Below are 19,570 nucleotides of genomic sequence, written 5' to 3' on the forward strand. Positions count from 1 at the left end.
GCCTGCGGCAGCTCCTACAGGGTTTTAGGTGTCCGGATTATTTGCGATCCAGCCACACGGTTTGCGCATTGCAGAATTCGCGCACACCGAAGTGCGACAGCTCACGGCCGAAACCGCTTTTCTTCACGCCACCGAAGGTCACGCGAGGGTCACTGGCGGAGTAGCCGTTGATGAACACGCCGCCGGTTTCCAGTTCGCTGGTCAGTTGCTGGGCCAGTTGCACATTGGCGGTGTAGATCGTCGCGGTCAGGCCGAACTCGCTGTCGTTGGCCAAAGCGATGGCATGCGCGCAGTCACGGGCGGTGATGATCGAGGCGACCGGGCCGAACAGTTCCTGTTTGAACGAGGTCATGCGATCGGTGACGTCGGCCAGCACGGTCGGTTCGTAGTAGTTGCCCGCACCTTCAGCCTTGCCGCCACCCAGCAGCAGGGTCGCGCCTTCTTCGAGGGTGTCGCGCACTTGTTGATCCAGTTCGTCACGCAAATCGAAGCGCGCCATCGGGCCGATGTACGTGTCGGCGGACAGTGGATCGCCGACTTTCAGCTTGCGCGTGGCTTCGACGAACTTGCGGGTGAACTCTTCGACCACGCCTTCCTCGATAATCAAACGCTTGGCTGCGGCGCAGACCTGGCCGGAGTTCTGGTAGCGACCGATCACGGCGGCTTGCACCGCTTCGTCGATATCAGCGTCGTTGAGCACGATAAACGGATCGGAGCCGCCGAGTTCCAGCACGCATTTTTTCAACGCGGCGCCGGCCTGGGCGCCGATCGCCATGCCGGCGCGCACGCTACCGGTCAGGGTGACGGCGGCAATGCGCGGGTCAGCAATGGCGGTGGAAACGCCTTCCGGGGTGACGTTGAGCACTTCAAACACGCCATCGGCGAAACCGGCGCGCTTGAAGGCATCACGCAGCAGATAGGCGCTGCCCATCACGTTCGGCGCATGCTTGAGCACGTAGGTGTTGCCGGCGAGGAGCGTCGGTACTGCGCCGCGCAGCACTTGCCAGATCGGGAAGTTCCACGGCATCACCGCCAGAATCGAGCCGAGCGGACGGTATTCGATGCGCGCCTTGCCGCCTTCGACCTGGGTCGCCTCGGCGTCAAGCATGGCCGGGCCGTGTTCGGCGTACCACTCGCAGAGCTTGGCGCATTTTTCGATTTCGCCACGAGCCTGGGCAATGGGCTTGCCCATTTCCAGGGTGATCATGGTCGCCATGGCTTCGGCGCCTTCACGCAGAGCACCGGCAAGGGCGGTCAGCGCGCGGGAGCGATCCTGCAGCGGCTTGCGCTTCCATTTCGAGAAGCCGAACGCGGCGCGGGTCAGCGCGGCATCGAGGGCTTCGGCGGATTCAAAGGCGTACTGACCGATCTGCTCGCCGGTGGCAGGGTTGATCGAGATGGCGTGGGTCTGGCTGGAAATCTGGCTCATGGCTTTCGTCCTGCGTGTCGAATGTGATGTGCCTAGAGTAGGGTGGTGTTTGTTTTCTGGAAACTGAATAATAAAGATAGTTTCTTTCACGATTGGAGAATGACTGTGGATCTGGTGCAGCTGGAAATCTTCAAAGCCGTTGCCGAACACGGCAGCATCAGCGCCGCCGCGGCGCAGATCCATCGCGTGCCGTCGAACCTGACCACGCGCATCAAGCAGTTGGAGCAGGATCTGGGTGTCGACCTGTTTATTCGCGAGAAAAGTCGTTTGCGACTGTCGCCTGCTGGCTGGAGTTTTCTCGAATACGCTCGCCGCATTCTCGATCTGGTTCAAGAGGCGCGAGCCACCGTGGCGGGGGAGGAACCGCAAGGCGCGTTTCCCTTGGGTTCGCTGGAAAGCACGGCGGCGGTGCGTATTCCTGAGCTGCTGGCGGCGTACAACCAACTGCATCCGAAAGTCGATCTGGACCTGTCCACCGGGCCGTCCGGGACGATGATCGAAGGCGTACTGTCCGGGCGTCTTGCGGCCGCGTTCGTTGACGGCCCGGTGCTGCATCCGGCGCTGGAAGGCGTGCCTGCGTTTGAAGAAGAGATGGTCATCATTGCGCCGCTCCATCACGCCGCAGTGCAGCGTGCGGCGGATGTGAACGGTGAGAACATTTATGCGTTTCGCTCCAACTGCTCTTACCGTCATCACTTCGAAAAATGGTTCAGCATCGACGCTGCGGTGCCTGGCAAGATCTTCGAAATGGAGTCCTACCACGGCATGCTCGCCTGCGTCAGCGCGGGCGCCGGCCTGGCCCTGATGCCGCGCAAAATGCTGCAGAGCATGCCCGGCAGCGCAACGGTCAGTGTCTGGCCGCTGACGGCAGATTTTCGTTATCTGACCACCTGGCTGGTGTGGCGGCGCGGGACGGTGTCGCGCAGTTTGAGCATGTTTGTGCGCTTGCTGGAGGAGCGTGGGGTGGTGCGGGCAGGGGAGTGACTGGCGCCTCTCAGCCCGCAACGACCTACGCAGCGCCCACCAGACTCATTTCGATTCACCCTGTGGCTTGAGGCTGGCGATCAGTTCGTCGGTGCTGGCGATGACGTGGGCGAAGGTCGGGCCGTTGAGCTCGTGGGCGGCGTGCATCATCTCCGCTTTGAAAGCGGCGGTGGCATCGCGCACCAGGGTCACGTGGTAACCCAACTCCGACGCATAGCGGGCGGTGGCCTCGATGCAGGTGTTGGCCAGCAGGCCGACGATGATCACGTGGGTGATGCCTTTCTGCTTCAGCCGAAAATCCAGGTCGGTGTTGGCGAAACCACTGGAGCCCCAGTGTTCCTGCACGACGATGTCGCCATCCTTCGGTGCGAAATCCGGGTGCCATTCGCCGCCCCATTCGCCACGGGCAAAATGGTGCATGTGCATGATCTTGCATTGGGTCGGTGTGGGGTGATCCCAGTTTTCGTAGTCACCTTTTTCCCAGCGATGATGGGGTACGATGACCACCGGAATGTCTAGCTCGCGCACCGCGCGGTCGAGTTTGCGCAGGTTATCGAGCAAGCCGTTCTGCTCGGCCATCGGTTTGATCAGCGGGAAGATCTTGCCACCGTCCGAGAGAAAGTCGTTGTACGGATCGACCAGCAGGTAAGCGGTGCGGTCGAGTGGATAGGAAGAATGCGACATGGCTGTTGCTCCGGCAATTGGATTGATCGTTGCGCAGGACTTCTCCCGACATCGAGTTGATATGATAATCATAGTAAATGTAAATGAGGCAAGCCCTGATGGTTGTAAACGATAGCTCTCCTGCGCAGACCCTTTGCCCGATTTACCGGGCCGAGGCGATCGTCGGCGACCGCTGGACGGTGCTGGTTTTGCGCGAGTTGTTCATGGGCAACCATCGTTATGACGAGATCCAGGCGCAGACCGGGGGCACCCCGCAGATGGTCGCCGCTCGTCTGAAAAGCCTCGAGGCGGACGGACTGGTCGAGCGTCGCTTGTACAACGAGCGGCCGAAACGCTACGAGTACCACCTCACCGCGAAAGGCGAGGCGTTCTACCCGGTGGTCATTGCTTTGCGAAAGTGGGGCGAAACCTGGTGCAAGGCACCGGAGGAAGGGCTGGCGGTGAACATGACCCACAAGCATTGCAATCACAGCGCAGGTCTCGGTCCGCTGTGTGATCACTGTGGCGAGCCGTTGCGGCGTGAAGACCTGATCAGCCAGCCGCAAGAAGCCTACGCCGCCGAACGGCAGGCGCGGCGTGAGGCGTTCAAGGCGAAATAGCGTCGATCACGGCGTGCCGTTGCGTCCGTGCAGCAGAAAGCCGGGCCGTTGGCTCAGACGCTCGTAATAGGCATTAACTGCCGACAGGTGCGGATGCTTGAGCGGGGTTTCGAACCAGCGATTGACCGACAGCCCGATGGGGATGTCAGCGAGAGAAAACTGCTCGCCGCTGACGTAGGCGCCGGTTTTTTCCAGCTGTCGGTCGAGGATTTTCATGTTCTTCGACCACTGCTCGATCCCGGCGGCCAGCGCGGTGCTGTCCTGATAGTCCGGCGAGTGGCGCACCAACGACATGAAGGGATACGACCACGAGCGGTTCAGTTCCGAAGCCTGCCAGTCGATCCACTGATCAACCCGCGCCCGGACTTGTGGTTCGGCTGGATAGAGGTGCAAGCCTTGGAAATTAGCCGCCAGATAACGAATGATCGTGTTCGATTCCCACAGGGTGAAATCACCGTCCTGAATCACCGGCACCATGGCGCAGGGATTCAAGGCGAGAAACTCCGCTGATTCAGTCGACCGAAAGCCTGTGCCCCAGTCCTCACGCTCGAATGCAATGTCAATTTCAGCGCAGGCCCAGAGCACTTTGCGCACGTTGATCGACGAAGCTCTGCCCAGTATTCGCAGCATTGGATTTCCCTGTCCGGTAGTGATTGGTCGCCAACAAATACCACACTCCAATGCAGAAGGCCCGCACACGGCGGGCCTTCCGTTTTCATCAAAGCAACCTCAATGACTGCTCGCCAACGGAGAGGTTGAAGCTGCCACGGGTGAGGAAATCATCGGTCTGAATGTGCGTGAAGATATAGCCGAAGCCGACGACGATGCCGATCCCCTGCACCCACGTACCGATGCGGTTGAGCACATGGATGAAGCGGTAGCCGATGATCCCCGAACCGAGGGCACCGATGACGATGCCGACCGGCACCGGAACACTGTCGACCACGTTTGCAGCCTGTAGGCGGAAAAAGGCCGGGACATGCCCGGCCTGATTGACGAAAAAACAGTGCCTGCTGTCAGCGGTTAAGGAATGCCAACAGATCTTCATTCAACGCTTGCGCGTGAGTCACCGCAAAACCGTGCGGTGCGCCCGCGTAGACCTTCAACTCGGCACCCTTGATCTGCGCAGCCGCCTGCTTGCCAGTGGTTTCGAACGGCACGATCTGATCGCCGTCACCATGAATCACCAAGGTCGGTACATCGATCTTGCCCATGTCCGGGCGGAAGTCGGTTTCCGAGAACGCGGTGACGCAATCCACGGTGCCTTTGAGCGAGGCCAACAGGGCGACGTTCAGCGTCTGGGTCAGTACGCCGTCGGAGACCTTCTGACCCTGATTGGTGCCGTAGAACGGCGCAGCGAAATCCGCGATGAACTGCGCACGATCCTTGAGCAGGCCAGACTTGATGCCGTCGAACACCGATTTCTCGACGCCTTGCGGGAAGTCCGGCTTCTGGCCGAACAGTGGCGTCACGGCGCCCAGCAACACCAGCCCTGCAACGCGCTCGCTACCGTGGCGGGCGATGTAACGGCTGACGTCGCCGCCGCCCATGGAGAAGCCCACCAGTGTCACTTCACGCAGGTCCAGATGATTGATCAATTGCGCGATGTCATCGGCAAAGGTGTCGTAGTCATAACCGGTCCACGGCTGATCGGAACGGCCGAAACCGCGACGGTCGAAAGCGATGGTGCGGTAGCCGCGGCTGCTCAGGTATTCCATCTGGTATTCCCACATGTCGGCATCCAGCGGCCAGCCGTGGCTGAACAGCACGGGCTTACCGCTGCCCCAGTCCTTGTAATAGATCTCGGTGCCGTCTTGCGTGGTGAACGTGCTCATGGAAGCTCCTTGGTCAGGGTTCTTTTGAAAGACATGCCGAAATGGCAGCGTTCACTATCCGCGCAATCATGACGAACCACTTGTATGCAGGTGCTGGGTTCGATTGCCGTTCAGGGTTGTATGATGCAACCCTGAACCGCGAGGCTGATCACCGATTCGATGGAGTACTTAGACGTGAAGCGCAAAAGCCTGCAGGGCAATGCCTGCCCGGTCGCCCGGACACTGGACCTGATCGGCGACTGGTGGTCGTTGTTGATCATTCGCAATGCGCTGGACGGGATTCGCCGGTTCAGTGATTTTCAGAAGAACCTCGATATCGCCAAGAACATGCTCAGTGCCCGCCTCAAGGCGCTGGTAGAGCAGGGGATCCTGCAAACGGTGCCGGCGGCCGAAGGTGGAGCCTACAAGGAATATGTGCTGACAGAACGCGGCAAGGCGTTGCAGACCGTAATAGTCGCGCTATCGCAATGGGGCGGCGAGTTCATGTACGCGCCGGGTGAGCCGGGCTCGGTCATGGTTGATGCGAAGCATCGTCAGCCGATCAGGAAGCTGGAATTGATATCGGCCGACGGTCGCGTACTGGCGCCGCAGGACGTCGCGACCCGTTTAGGTGTTGATTACGGACTTTGACTACGGGCAACCCCCCGATAGACGGACAAAACTTATATTTGACGTCAAAATGATGGCCATCTAATATCGCGCCACTATTTTGATGTCATTCTCCGTCTCGAGGGATCGAACATGTACCCACCCGCCCTCGTGGCGAGGTTGTGCGTAGCTTTGCTGTGCCTGTCTCCGCTCCAATTCGCCGCCGCTGCACCCACCCCCGGCGACACCGATGTGATCCGCGAACGCCAGAACCGTCTGCTCGAAGAGCAGCAACGGCGTCTCGAAGAACTCAAGGACCTGCCCGGCAAGGACGTCAAACCCGCACAACCGGCAGCGCCGACCGACACCCGCTGCTTCCCGATCAAGGACATCGAACTCAAGGGCGCCGACAGCCTTTCCGAGCGCGACAAGGCTCGCCTGCTCAAACCCTACATCGGCGAATGCCTCGGTGTGCCGCAGCTCAACGAGCTGCTCAAAGTCATCACCGATTACTACATCGAGAAAGGTCTGGTAACCAGCCGTGCCTACCTGCCGCAACAGGATCTGTCCGGCGGACATCTGAAGGTGCTGGTGGTCGAGGGCAAGCTTGAAGGCATGAAAGGCGCCGAGAACAGCAAGCTGTCGGAGCGCGAACTGGCCATGGCGTTTCCCGGCAAGTCGGGCGAACTGGTCAACCTGCGCGAGATTGAGCAGATGGTCGATCAACTCAATCGCCTGCCGTCCAATCAGGCAAAAATGGAGTTGGCACCGGGCCAGAACGTCGGCGGCAGCGAAGTGCTGGTCAACAACACCCCGCAGAAGCCCTGGCGTGCAGGCTTGTCGCGTAACAACGACGGCCAGCGCAGCACCGGCGAGCAACAGTGGGGCACGACGTTCGATTGGGACAGCCCGTTGGGCCTGGCCGATCAGTTGAGCCTGCGTGGCGGTCACGACGCGATGACCGATCACCAGCACACCTCCAACAACGCCATGCTCAATTACAACTTGCCATGGGGCTGGTGGAACTTCAGCTACACCTACAGCCAGAGCGAATACCGCTCGCAGATCGCTGCCAACGGCTACAACTTCAAGCAGACCGGCGATAGCGAAAACCATCAGATCCGCGCTGAGCGTGTGATCCACCGCGACGCCGTCAGCAAGACCTCGCTCAACGCCGGCCTGTCTTACCTGCGCACCAACGCCTATATCGAAGACAGCAAACTCAAGCTGAGCAGCAACCGCATCAGCGAAGCGCAGTTCGGCTTCAACCACGGCCGCCGTGTCGGCAGTGCGTTCGTCAACTTCGACGCCGGCATGCAGGAAGGCATCGGCGCATTCGATGCGCAGGGCAGCCACGATCCAGGTCCCGGCGAGCCGAATGCGCGTTACCGCAAATACACCGCCACCCTGAGCTACTTGCAGCCGTTCAAGGTGTGGGGTGAGTCCTTCAGCTTCAGCAGCCTGATGACCGGCCAGCGCAGCGAAGACGCGCTGTTCAGCTCGCAGCGCACCAGCCTTGGCGGGTCGTCGTCGATCCGTGGCTACAAGGACCAATCGTTGTCCGGCGACAGCGGCGGTTACTGGCGCAACGACCTGCGCTGGGCGCGTCCGGTGACCCTCGAATGGCTACAGCCGGTGTTCGCCGAATATGGCACCAGCCTCGGTTACGACCAGGGCGTGATTCGTGGCGATCGCTACAACGGCGATCAGCACGGGCGCATGTCGAGCAACTCGCTCGAGCTGTTCGCCCGTGGCCAGAACGTCGCCGCCAGCGTGACGTTTGCCCATTCCCTGGAACGACCGGAGGCGCTGACCGAGCGCGAAGCGCCGATCTATTTCCGCCTGGATTTCTTCATCTAATTTTTGCCTGCCCCGAGATTCTGACATGGACATCCGTCAACTGGCCTACCTGGCCAGTCAGCCTTCTGCTGCCGTAAAACACCGCGAACACTTCCTGGGCATGCCAAAACGCGGTCTGGCGTTCCTGCTGGCGAACGTCATGTTCTGGCAACCGATGTGGGCGCAGGCGGATGGCATCGTGGTGGCCAACCCGAACACCTCGCTGGATCGGGCCGGCAACGGCGTGCCGATCATCAACATCGCCACGCCCAATGGCAGCGGGTTGTCGCACAACCAGTTCCATGATTACAACGTCGGCGCGCAGGGCGTCATCCTCAACAACGGTTCCGGGCAGACCACGGCCACGCAACTGGGCGGCCACATTGTCGGCAACCCGAACCTGAAGAACAGCGGTTCGGCGCAGGCGATTCTCAACGAAGTCATCAGTGGTAACCCGAGCCAGTTGCGCGGTTACACCGAGGTAGCGGGGCAGTCGGCGCGGGTGATTGTCGCCAACCCGTACGGCATCACCTGCAACGGTTGCGGCTTTATCAACTCGCCGCGCGTCACGCTGACCACTGGTAAACCCGTGCTCGACAACGGTCGGCTGGATCGATTCCAGGTCGATCAGGGCTCTGTGGCCATCGAAGGCGCGGGGCTTAACGCTACCAACGTCGACCGTTTCGAAATCATCACCCGCAGCGCCAAAATCAACGCGCAACTCCAGGCACAGAACCTGACGATTGTTGCCGGGCGCAACGACGTCAACGCGCAAACCTTGAATGCCACGGCCCGTGCCGATGATGGCAGCGCCAAGCCGCAGTTGGCGATCGACTCCTCGGCGCTGGGCGGCATGTACGCCGGGGCGATCAAACTGGTCGGCACTGAGGCCGGGGTCGGGGTGAAACTCGACGGCAAACTGATTGCCAGTGGTGGCGATATTCAGCTCGATGCCAACGGCCAGTTGAGTCTGGCCGATACCTCGGCGACCGGCGCGGTCAACGTCAAGGCTGCCAGCCTCGATGCGCAGGGTCCGGTTTATGTAGGCACGGCGCTAAACGTGCAAACCCAAGGCAACCTGACCAACCGCCAAACCCTCGCCGCCCGCGACAGTATCAACCTCAGCGCCGGTGGCCAGTTGACCAACGCCGGCGCCATCGAAGCGGGCGTTAACGCCGACGGCAGCCGCAATGCCACAGGCGACTTGAGCCTGAGCGCGCAGAACTTCGACAACAACGGCAAAAGCCTCACCGCCAGCCGCAACCTGACGGTCAACACCGCGCAAACCCTGAACAACCAAAACGGTGAAATTTCCAGCAGTGGCATCACCCGTGTCATCGCCGGCACAGTGAATAACCGAAGTGGCCAGATCCTCGGCGATCTGGGGCTGGCTATCGACCTCAGCGGCGTCATGGATAACCGTGACGGTGTGCTGGGTTCCGGCCAATCGGTCAATTTCAAAGCGGCCAGCCTCGATAACCGCGAGGCCGGTGTGCTGGTCAGCGATGGCGGCATGACGTTGCGCGTCAGTGGTCTGCTCGACAACCGCAACAAAGGTGAAATCACCGCCAAAGGTGCCATCGATGCGCAAACCGGCAGCCTCGACAACCGCGACGGTAAAGTCATCGGCAAAAGCACCTTGGCACTGCGCGGCGATACGGCGGATAACCGTGGCGGCGTTATTCAGGCCGATCAGCAATTGACGCTGAATGTCGATCGTCTGGACAACCGCGACAAAGGCATGGTCAGCGGCAAGGCGGGTATTGCCTACACCGGCACGCGTCTGGATAACAGCGGCGGATTGGTCAGCGCCGCCGGCCCGGTCAACTTGAACGCCAGTGAAGTGCAGAATGCCAAAGGCCGAATTTCCAGCCAGAACGACCTCACCGCCACCATCGGTTTGCTGCAGCAACAGGGCGGAGCTTTGGTCTCCCAAGGCAATCTGAGCCTGACCGGTAAAACCCTCGACAACCGCAATGGCGGGCTGATCGGCAGTACAAAAGCGCTGACGTTGAATGTCGACGATATCGACAACCGCACCGGTGAAATCTCCAGCAACCTGCTGCTGAACATCAAGGGCCAGCGCCTGGATAACAGCGATGGCGGCAAAATTCTCGGCGGGACTGACCTCGGTCTGACCGTGGCTAAGCTGATCAACCAGAGCAAAGGCCTGATCAACGCCAAAGGCACAGCCACCCTCACCGGCAATACTCTGGACAACAGCGGTGGTCGCTTCAACAGCCTCAGCGGTCTGGTGATTACCCTCGACGATGCGCTGATCAACGCTCAGGGCAATATCAGCAGTGAAGGCACGCTGACAGCCAATGTCGGACGAATCGACAACAGCGCCGGCAGCCTGAGCAGCGCCGGCATTCTGAAGATCACCAGCCGTGGCGCAGTGATCAACCACGCCGGTTCGATCAGCACCGACAATACGTTGACCCTCAACAGCGCCAGTCTGGATAACAGCCACAAAGGTGTGATTTTCGGCAAAGGCGTCAGCCGGGTTGATACCGGCGACTTCGACAACAGCCTGGGCGGGAAACTGACCAGCGAGGCGTCGTTGAAGCTCAACGCCGCACAGGTCAACAACGCCACTGGCCGGATCGCCAGTCAGCAAGCGCTGGACGTGTCGGTCACCGGGCTGGATCAGCAGGGCGGCGAACTGTTCAGCAAGTCCGATCTGACCCTTGATCTGAACAACGGTCAGTTGAACAACCAGAAGGGTCTGATCAACGCACCCGGCACGCTGCTGCTGAAAAACCTCAACGGCTTAAACAACCAGGGCGGTGAAATTTCCAGCCAGCAAGCGTTCGAGATCGCGGCGCATGACCTGGACAACAGCAACGGCAAACTGATCAGCCAACAGGGTCTGACGTTGCGCATTGCGCAGGCGTTGAACAACGTCAAAGGCGTCATATCCGGCGCATCGCTGGACAGCCATAGCAACAGCCTCGACAACCACGAAGGCCTGATCAGCAGTCGCGGCGAGTTGCTGCTGACGACCGACAAGACGCTGGATAACCAGCTCGGCACAGTCATCGCCGACGATCAACTGACGCTCACGGCCGACTTGCTGGATAACCGTGGCGGCAGCATCGCTGGCAAGTCCGATGCCATCGTCAACGCTAGAAACGTCAATAACCAGAAAGGTAAATTGGTCGCCACCGGCGCGCTCGAAGTACACGCCGATGTGCTCGATAACCGTCAAACGGGCTTGCTCGGTGCCAGCAAAGACCTGACCTTGACGGTCGATGATCTGGACAACCGTGGCGGCGAAATCAGCACCAACAGCAATCTGATGGTGACGGGTAAAAAACTCGACAACAGCGATGCAGGCAAAATCTTCAGCGGCAAGGCGTTGACCCTGACCGTCGATGAACTGATCAACCGCAACAAAGGCCTGATCAGCGCCGCCACGCTACTGAGTGTACGAGGGCAATCGCTGAACAACAGCGGCGGCGAGTTGCTCAGCCAGCAAAACACGCAACTGACCCTCGACGGTGCATTCGATAACACCCAAGGCAAAGTCAGCAGTGAGGGCACATTGGGCGTCAAGACAGCCCAACTGATCAACATTAAGGGCAGTCTTTCCAGTGCCGCCGATCTGACCCTCGAAAGCGACGGCAGCGTCGATAACCAGGGTGGCCAAATCGTTACTGACGGTGCGCTTTCACTCAACAGCCGCAGCCTCGATAACCGCAAACAAGGCACGCTCAGTGGTAAAGGTGCAGTCACCGTCACCACCGGTGCTTTCGATAACAGCAGTGGTTCGCTCAGCAGCGCCGCCACCCTCAACCTCGTTGCCGGTCAAGTGACCAACAACGATGCCGGTAGTATCGGCAGTCAGGGGGCGCTGACCGCATCGGTCTCGGGCCTCGATCAACAGGGCGGCAAGCTGTTCAGCAACACCCGCCTGAGCCTCGACCTGAACAACGGCCAGTTGAACAACCAGAACGGTCTGATCAACGCGCCAGGTGCGCTGCTGCTCAAGCAACTCAACGGCGTCAACAATCAGGGCGGTACCATTTCCAGCGGTGAAGCGTTCACTTTGGCCGCGCAAAATCTGGATAACAGCAACGGCAAGCTTTTGAGCAATCAGGGCCTGACCTTGCGCATTGCCAACGCGCTGGACAACGTCAAAGGCCTGATCGGCGCCGCGTCGATTGATGCACGCGCTGCCAGCCTGAACAATAGCGGCGGCAGCCTGGTCAGCCGAGGCGACCTCGAACTGACCGTGGATGGATTGCTGCGCAACGATGACAGCGGGTTGATCAGCGCGGCGCAAGCGCTGCACATCGACAGTGGCGAGCTCAACAACCGCGACAGTGGTTTGATCATCAGCAAGGGCAACCTGACCCTGACCGCAAAAGGTCTGGACTCAAGCAATGATGGCGAAGTCTCCGCCAGCGGTGACATCAACCTGACGCTGACCTCGTTGACCCAGAACGGTGGTCGCCTGATGGGCGACAAATCAGTCACCGTCGATCTCGCCAATGGCGACCTCAATAACCAAAACGGACTGCTCACCGCCAAAGGCCCACTGACTCTCAACCGTCTGCGTGACCTCAACAACCAGAGCGGTGAAGTCTCCAGCAACCTCGGTTTTGATCTCATCGCCCAAGCGGTAAACAACACCTCCGGGAAAATCATCAGCGGCGAAAAACTGCTGTTGCGCGGCACCAGCCTGATTAACCAGAAAGGCTTGCTCTCCGGCTGGCAAGGACTCACGGTCAACGGTGACAGCCTGGACAACCGCGACAGCGGCACGCTGTCCAGCAAGTTTGGCGATGTGTCGGTTGACCTCAAAGACGCGCTGCTCAACAGCGGCGCAGGCGCAGTGGTTGCCCAGAACAGCCTGAGCATCAAGGCCGGTAGCCTCGATAACAGCAACAAAGGCAATCTCAGCAGTGGCGCGGGGCAGACCCTGACACTGAACGGCGTGCTCAATAACAATCAGGGTGGCCTGATTGCCAGTGGCGCGGCACTGGATATCGTCAGCACCGCGTTCACCAATGCCGGTGGCGCTGTTAACGCCCAACAGGCGATCAATGTCACGGCTTCGCGCCTGGACAACAGCGCTGGTCAGATTGCCGCTAACGGCGCGATCACCCTCGACCTGAGCGGCGACCTGAGCAACAACGCCGGCAAATTGGCCGGCGCCGGTCCGATGCTGATCAAGGGTGTGACCGATCTGCGCAACCAAAACGGCCAAGTCGCCAGCCAGAACACCCTGGACGTGCGCACCGGCTCGCTGGACAACAGCAACAAGGGCACTCTCGCCGCCAATGACCAATTGCAAATCACCGCGACAGGCACCGTTAAAAACAATACTGACGGCTTGATCTACAGCAAGAACGCCGATGTTCAGCTCAAAGCAGCCAGCCTGCTCAACGGCGTGGGATCGATCCAGAGCGAGAAGGCGCTGACGCTTGAGGTCAGTGGTGACTTCGACAATCAGAGCGGCAAAGTCATCGCGCAAAACGGCGATGTGTCGATCAAAGCGGCCAACATCGATAACCGTGGCGGCACGCTCTCCAGCATCAAAGGTGCATTGGAGGCACGTACGGTTGGCGTTCTGCGCAACGGTTTCGACCTGAACAACAACCGTCAGGGCGGCATCATTCAGGCACAGAGCCTGACGCTGTCGGCATTGGCAGGCATGAGCAACAACGGCGGACGGATCTCCGCGCAAGCAGGCGATAGCAGCATTACCACGGCGGCGCTGGATAACGGCAATGGCGTGCTTTATGCGAAAGGACTGTTGGGCGTCATCGGTGCAAGTCTTGATAACACCAGCGGACAAATTGCCGCCAACCGCATCGACTTCGGTCTCAGTGGTGCGCTGAGCAACAACGCAGGCGTTATCGAGAGCGAAACTCAACTGACCGTCAAAGCGGCCAGCGTCAACAACCAGAACGGTCGTCTGCGTTCGCTGGGCAATACCGGCAAGACCCTGTTCCAGATCGGTGGTTTGCTCGACAACCGCAACGGCGTGCTGGAAACCGCCAATACTGACATGACCTTGGCCGTGGGCAGCTTCCTCAATGGTGGCGGGCAACTCAACCACGTCGGCCGCGGCAAGTTCGACATCTCCACCGCCAATGTCATCGGCGCCGGCGGCAGCATCGTCACTGGTGGGCTGCTGGAACTCAATGCCGACAGCTGGAGCAACTCCAATGTCATTCAGGCCGGTCGCCTGAATGTCAACGTCGGGCAATTCAGCCAGACCGCCAGCGGCAAATTGCTGGCTTCCGATTCCCTGCAGATCCGTGGCGGCAACTGGACCAATGATGGCTTGATTGCCAGTGATGGCATCCTCGATATGCAAATCGGCGGCACCTATGCCGGCAGCGGCCGTTTGACCAGTCAGCGTGGGGCTTACCTTTCCGTCGCGCAGATGAACGTCGCGGCGGGCGGCAGCTTCGCGGTAGGTGCAACGTCGACCATCAATGTCGGCGGGCAGCTCACCAACGCCGGACGCATGACCTCCAGCGAAGACCTGACGATCAATGCGGGCAGCGTTACCAACTACGGCACCCTGGGCGCGGCGCAGAACCTCATCGTCAACACGCCTTCGCTGCTCAATGACCGTGGGCTTATTTTCAGCGGCAACAACATGACGCTCGGCGTCAGCACGTTGACCAACCAGCACGGTGATTTCTACGGTCTGGGCGATGTGATGATAGGCGGGTATGGCGGCGCAGCACGGGCAGCGGGGGTGTACAACATTTCCGGCTCGATGGAGAGCGGGCGCGGGTTCACGATCAATGCCGATGTGTTCGAGAACCGTACGGAAGGACCGACGGCATCGGTTGAACGCAAGCTCATTTCCGGGTTCATCGCGGCAACTTGTGGTGACTGCGTTGGCGGCACCTTCAACAACTTCCTCGCCACTCGCGAGACTTACCAATTCTTCGACACCGATACCAGCGCCTCGGCGATGTTCAACGTCGGCAAGGATTTTACGTTCACAGGTGGCACGTTCCTCAACAGCAAAAGCACGGTAGCGGCGGGTGGCAACATCACCATCACTGCCGACAGTTTGAAGAATATCGGTGCCAAGAGCGGGACTGTCGAAGTCACGCGTCAGTACAACTTCGAGATGGGCACTGGCACCACGGCGCAATTCATGGCCAACGTGATCCTGCCGTACAACCAGCGCAACAACCCTGATTTCCCATTTGTTTATTACGTCATCGCGCCGGAAGGCCTGATCCGTAAAGCGATCGCCAAAACCGTGGGCAATGGCATCGTCATCGTCGACGCCGAGACGGGCGAAAACGTCGGTAGTCGCAAATATGGCCGGGCCATGTCTGGTTATACCGCTGGCTTTGAAACCTCAACGCCATCGATGTATGACCCCAATAATCTGATGGCAATACCGAGTGAACTGGCACCGTTCGAAAAAGGCGTTGCTGTCGAGAAGCCGGTTAACAGTACGGGAACTGCCGACACCACGAACTCGCGCAACGCAGTGATTCAGGCAGGTGGCAACGTCTCGATTACCGCCACCCGGGAAATTGAAAACAGCGTTATCCATCAGGACTACAGCTCAACCGGTGGTACCAACAAAGTTGCTGATACTGCGGTCGGAAACAGCGGCACTGTCGTTGTGCGCATCAACAGCCAACTGCCGCCGGACCTTGCACAACAGCAAGTCAATCCGCTGAGCCTGCCAGGCTTCTCTTTGCCGACGGGCGAGAACGGTCTGTTCCGGCTGAGCGGGCAGGGCACCAGCAACACTGCATCGTCAGGGAACACCGGGCCGGCTCCGACCTGGACCGTCGGCAGTGAAGCGGTAACTGCGCAGGACCACGTAGTCGCCGGCACCACTGGCGGCCCGCGCAATCTGTTTATTGATGCCCCGGCGCAAGTCTCCGACAGCTCTCGCGCAGTGGACACGTTCCACCGCACCCCGAGCGTGGTTCAGGCTATCGCCAGTGCGGTCGACGTCAATGTGCCGGTGAGTTCCGCCGGCCCGGGCATGAAAGATCGAGGCAACGACGCCAAAGAGTTGATCGACAACCGTCCGGTCACCCGCGTCACCGGTCTGCCGGACACTCAGGCACCGTCCAACCCGCACAAATACCTGATCGAAACCAACCCGGTACTCACCGACCTCAAGTCATTCATGAGCTCGGATTACCTGCTGGAAAAACTCGGCTTTAACCCTGACCAGAGCGCCAAGCGTCTCGGCGATGGTCTCTACGAACAACGCCTGATCCAGCAAGCCGTCACCGCCCGCACCGGCCAGGCCTTCCTCGACGGCCAAACCTCCAACGAGGGCATGTTCAAGTACCTGATGAACAATGCCATCGCCAGCAAGGACGCACTCAACCTGTCGGTCGGCGTCGGCCTCACGGCGCAGCAAGTCGCCGCGCTGACCCACGACATCGTCTGGCTCGAAGAGCATGAAGTGAATGGCGAAAAAGTCTTGGTGCCGGTGGTTTATCTGGCCCAGGCCAACGGCCGTCTCGGCCCGACCGGTGCGCTGATTGCCGGTAACGATGTGACGCTGATTGCCGGTGAAAACCTCGATAACGTCGGCACGTTGAAAGCGACCAATAACCTGTCGGCGACGGCGGGCAAGGATCTGGTCAACAGCGGTTCGATCGAGGCGGGTAATCGTCTGGATCTGTTGGCGACCAACAACATCGTCAACAAGGCTGGCGGCATCATCGCCGGACGCGATGTGAGCCTGACCACCCGCACCGGCGATGTGATCAACGAGCGGACCATCACCTCGATGGACGACCAGTACGGCACCGTCACCCGGCATCAGGACTTCGCCGATAACGCAGCCCGGATCGAGGCTGCCAACGACCTGACCGTCAAAGCAGCCAAGGACATCAACGTCATCGGCGGCGTGATGAAGAGCGGCCAGGACATGGCGTTAAACGCCGGTCGCGACGTCAATGTGGCGTCTGTGCAGGTTAACGACAGTGCCTCGCTGGGTTGGAGGGGAACGGTCAGCAGCGTTACGCAACTGGGCGCCGATATTGATGCCGGGCGTGATTTCAAGGCGGACGCCAAGCGCGATATCAATGTCATTGCCAGTGAGATCGATGCCAAGCGTGATGTATCGATGAAGGCTACCGAGAATCTGGTGATTACCTCGGCCGCCGATGAGGAACATTCGAACTCGAAAAACAAGAAAGAAACGTGGCAGGAGGACCACGTTTCCCAAGTCATGTCTGGTATTACGGCGGGCGGCGACGTCAGGCTTGATGCAGGGAAGGATCTGAGTCTGATTTCCAGCCGTGTAACGGCAGGTGATGAAGCGTATCTGGTGGCCGGCGACAACCTGCAGATCCTGGCTTTACAGGACACCGATTACTCGCTGTACGACATGAAGAAAAAGGGCGGCTTCGGCAAGCTGAAGATGCAGCACGACGAGGTGACCGACAATAAGTATGTCGGCTCCGAGATCAAGTCTGGCGGCGATCTGACGCTCAAGAGCGGAGGCGATCAGCTTTATCAGGTCGCCAAGCTTGAAAGTGGCAACAACATCACATTGGACAGCGGTGGGGGGATCACTTTTGAAGGGGTCAAAGACCTTCATGACGAAAGCCATACCAAGACCGATAACAACGCTGCTTGGGTCTCTTCAAAAGGTCGCGGTAACACCGACGAAACCCTGCGCCAGACCCAGATAATTGCCAATGGCAAGATCGTGATCAAGGCCGTTGATGGCCTGAAAATCGACATCAAGGATGTAAACCAGCAATCCGTCGGCCAGACCATCGACAGCATGGTCAAAGCTGATCCACAGTTGGCATGGTTGAACGACGCCGAGGCGCGCGGGGATGTGGATTGGCGGCTAGTGAAGGAGATTCACGAGTCGTTCAAATACAGCAATTCCGGACTAGGGCCAGCGTCGCAGATAGTCATTGCAATTGTGATGGCCGCAGTGGTTGGGCCGGCAGCGTTAACGGCTTTGAGCGGAGCTGGGCCTGTTTGGGCAGCGGGTCTTTCTGCTGTAGCAACCGGTGCGGCTACGAATGCCACCACCAGTTTCATCAATAACGGTGGAAACCTTGGAGCCGTTTTCAAGGACGTAACGTCGTCTGATGCACTGACAGGCTATGTCATTTCCGGTGTGACCGCTGGTCTCACTGCGGGCTATTTCAAAGACGTCCTGAAGACGACAACCAATCAGGCCGGCAACGTAGTTACTGATCTCAGTAGTGTGGAGGGGATTGGCCGATTCGCCGGCTACCAGTTGCTGCAGAACACTACGTCTACCGCCGTCGGTAACGTGCTTGGACGGCATGGTGATTTCGGCGACGCCTTAACTGGAGCCGTCATCAGCACGCTGAATGCGGCTGCGTTCAACGCAGTAGGGGACTTTGCTGCGAGTCAAGGCTGGAAAGATGGCAGCCTGCAAAAAATTGCCTTGCATGCTGTGGTGGGAGGGCTGCTCAACGAGGCTGCCGGTGGCGACTTTAAAACAGGAGCGCTGGCAGCAGGCGCGAATGAAGCGTTAGTCAGCGAATTGGCTGTGCTGGTGAAAAATGATCCTGACCTACTGTCGATGTCATCTCAACTGGTTGGCGTTGCAACTGCAGCGTTGAGTAATGGCAACATGCAAGACGGCGCGAACATTGCGAGGGATGCGACGAGTTACAACTATCTGCTGCACCATGAAATTGTCGAGATGCTTGAAGAACAGGCGAAATGCAAGGACCAAACCTGTCTCAACGCTGTACGCGAACGATATGCTTCTCTCGACGAAAACCGTAATGCAGAACTGGCTGATCTTTGCCGTACGAATATCAGTGCCTGCAACGAGATATCGGCGCAGCTCCAGAAAGATCAGCCCAAGATTCGTGCGTTGTCCGAGCAGCTGTTACGAGACGGCAACATCGATGCGGGCGCCGCTATTGGATATACCAATTTCCAGAACAACGAAACTGCTCTAGGTACGATCACGAGCGAAATAGTTGTTCAACGGGACGGAGAGGGCGCCGCTTTTGCTGGCGACATGGCCCAGGTATTTGCAGACAGCGTGGGCGGCGGTAAGCCGGGTAGCAGCAAAAGTGCGACCAGGAACGGGGTCACGGAAACAGCGGACTCGCCAAAATCCACCGGTAGCGGGACTGGCAGCGCGAGGGAACCAGGTGATATCGTAGTACGCAGTGACAACGATTTCAGTGCAACGGTAAATGGCAACGGCAAACCCAAAGCGCATATCAACGAGAATGGCGATTTGGTTCCGCCAAATATCGATGGCACCGGTAGCGTTCAATCGCACGTGCGTGGTGGTAGCGCTGAGAACTCGCCTTACATCTCAGTTACGGACCCAAGTGCAACGTCGAACCCTAAAGACTATGGCACTAACAAAATAGAGATTGATGTCAAACGACTTCAGCAAGATATTGATTCCGGTGCATTGCCAGATACAAAGTTTTTGACGAGTCAACAGGTGGCGGCGGAGCTACAGTCAAAAGTTGACGCGGCGCGCACTCGATATACAAACAACCCATCCAATAAAAACAAGGAGTCGTTGATAAACGCGGAAAGAGACTTGGGGAACGCCACGCGTGATGGAGAATGCCTGATCAAGGGGTGTGTACCTGCTGACTATATTAAAACGGTAAAAAAGTAGG

Annotated in this window: 9 protein-coding genes and 1 pseudogene; 5 read left to right on the top strand and 5 right to left on the bottom strand. The window is 59.0% G+C overall.

All coding sequences use genetic code 11. The annotated features are described in order from the left end of the window. Positions 1 to 37: 37 nt before the first annotated feature. A complete protein-coding gene (locus tag IAI51_RS25500; protein WP_187680991.1) occupies positions 38 to 1,429 on the bottom strand; it encodes an aldehyde dehydrogenase family protein in 1,392 nt (463 codons plus the stop codon). Between the two features lie 105 nt (positions 1,430 to 1,534). Here IAI51_RS25500 and ptrR point away from each other — a divergent pair, with 105 nt between their 5' ends. Further along, a complete protein-coding gene (gene ptrR, locus IAI51_RS25505; protein WP_187681015.1) occupies positions 1,535 to 2,413 on the top strand; it encodes a putrescine utilization regulator PtrR in 879 nt (292 codons plus the stop codon). 45 nt (positions 2,414 to 2,458) lie between these two features. On the opposite strand, the gene IAI51_RS25510 is transcribed toward ptrR, so the two are convergent. Beyond that, the gene (locus tag IAI51_RS25510; protein WP_187680992.1) at positions 2,459 to 3,097 is read right to left on the bottom strand and encodes an isochorismatase family cysteine hydrolase; all 639 of its coding nucleotides are present in this window, start codon (positions 3,095 to 3,097) and stop codon (positions 2,459 to 2,461) included. 98 nt (positions 3,098 to 3,195) lie between these two features. On the opposite strand from IAI51_RS25510, the gene IAI51_RS25515 reads away from it, so the two are divergent. Beyond that, entirely contained in the window at positions 3,196 to 3,696 is a 501-nt protein-coding gene (locus tag IAI51_RS25515; RefSeq protein ID WP_187680993.1) for a winged helix-turn-helix transcriptional regulator, read from the top strand. 6 nt (positions 3,697 to 3,702) lie between these two features. Here IAI51_RS25515 and IAI51_RS25520 read toward each other — a convergent pair whose 3' ends face one another. The 3 genes and pseudogenes from IAI51_RS25520 to IAI51_RS25530 form a co-directional block, all read right to left on the bottom strand. Continuing rightward, complete coding sequence (locus IAI51_RS25520; RefSeq protein ID WP_187680994.1) at positions 3,703 to 4,326, bottom strand: glutathione S-transferase family protein; 624 nt, start codon at positions 4,324 to 4,326, stop codon at positions 3,703 to 3,705. 118 nt (positions 4,327 to 4,444) lie between these two features. Further along, positions 4,445 to 4,642, bottom strand: a pseudogene (locus IAI51_RS25525) (cytosine permease); the annotation flags it as partial. Between the two features lie 70 nt (positions 4,643 to 4,712). Beyond that, positions 4,713 to 5,531, bottom strand: a complete 819-nt coding sequence (locus IAI51_RS25530) for an alpha/beta fold hydrolase (RefSeq protein ID WP_187680995.1) — start codon at positions 5,529 to 5,531, stop codon at positions 4,713 to 4,715. Positions 5,532 to 5,705: 174 nt separating this feature from the next. On the opposite strand from IAI51_RS25530, the gene IAI51_RS25535 reads away from it, so the two are divergent. The 3 genes from IAI51_RS25535 (at position 5,706) to IAI51_RS25545 (ending at position 19,569) form a co-directional block, all read left to right on the top strand. Next, on the top strand, positions 5,706 to 6,161 hold the full coding sequence (locus IAI51_RS25535; protein WP_187680996.1) for a winged helix-turn-helix transcriptional regulator: 456 nt from the start codon (positions 5,706 to 5,708) through the stop codon (positions 6,159 to 6,161). A 111-nt stretch (positions 6,162 to 6,272) separates the two neighbouring features. After that, positions 6,273 to 7,979: a ShlB/FhaC/HecB family hemolysin secretion/activation protein gene (locus IAI51_RS25540; RefSeq protein ID WP_187680997.1), complete on the top strand. Its 1,707-nt coding sequence runs from the start codon at positions 6,273 to 6,275 to the stop codon at positions 7,977 to 7,979. Between the two features lie 25 nt (positions 7,980 to 8,004). Continuing rightward, positions 8,005 to 19,569: a filamentous hemagglutinin N-terminal domain-containing protein gene (locus tag IAI51_RS25545; RefSeq protein WP_187680998.1), complete on the top strand. Its 11,565-nt coding sequence runs from the start codon at positions 8,005 to 8,007 to the stop codon at positions 19,567 to 19,569. The last annotated feature ends 1 nt before the right edge of the window (position 19,570 follow it).

Origin of the sequence: Pseudomonas sp. N40(2020) (genome assembly GCF_014472415.1) — a bacterium.
Classification (GTDB): domain Bacteria; phylum Pseudomonadota; class Gammaproteobacteria; order Pseudomonadales; family Pseudomonadaceae; genus Aquipseudomonas.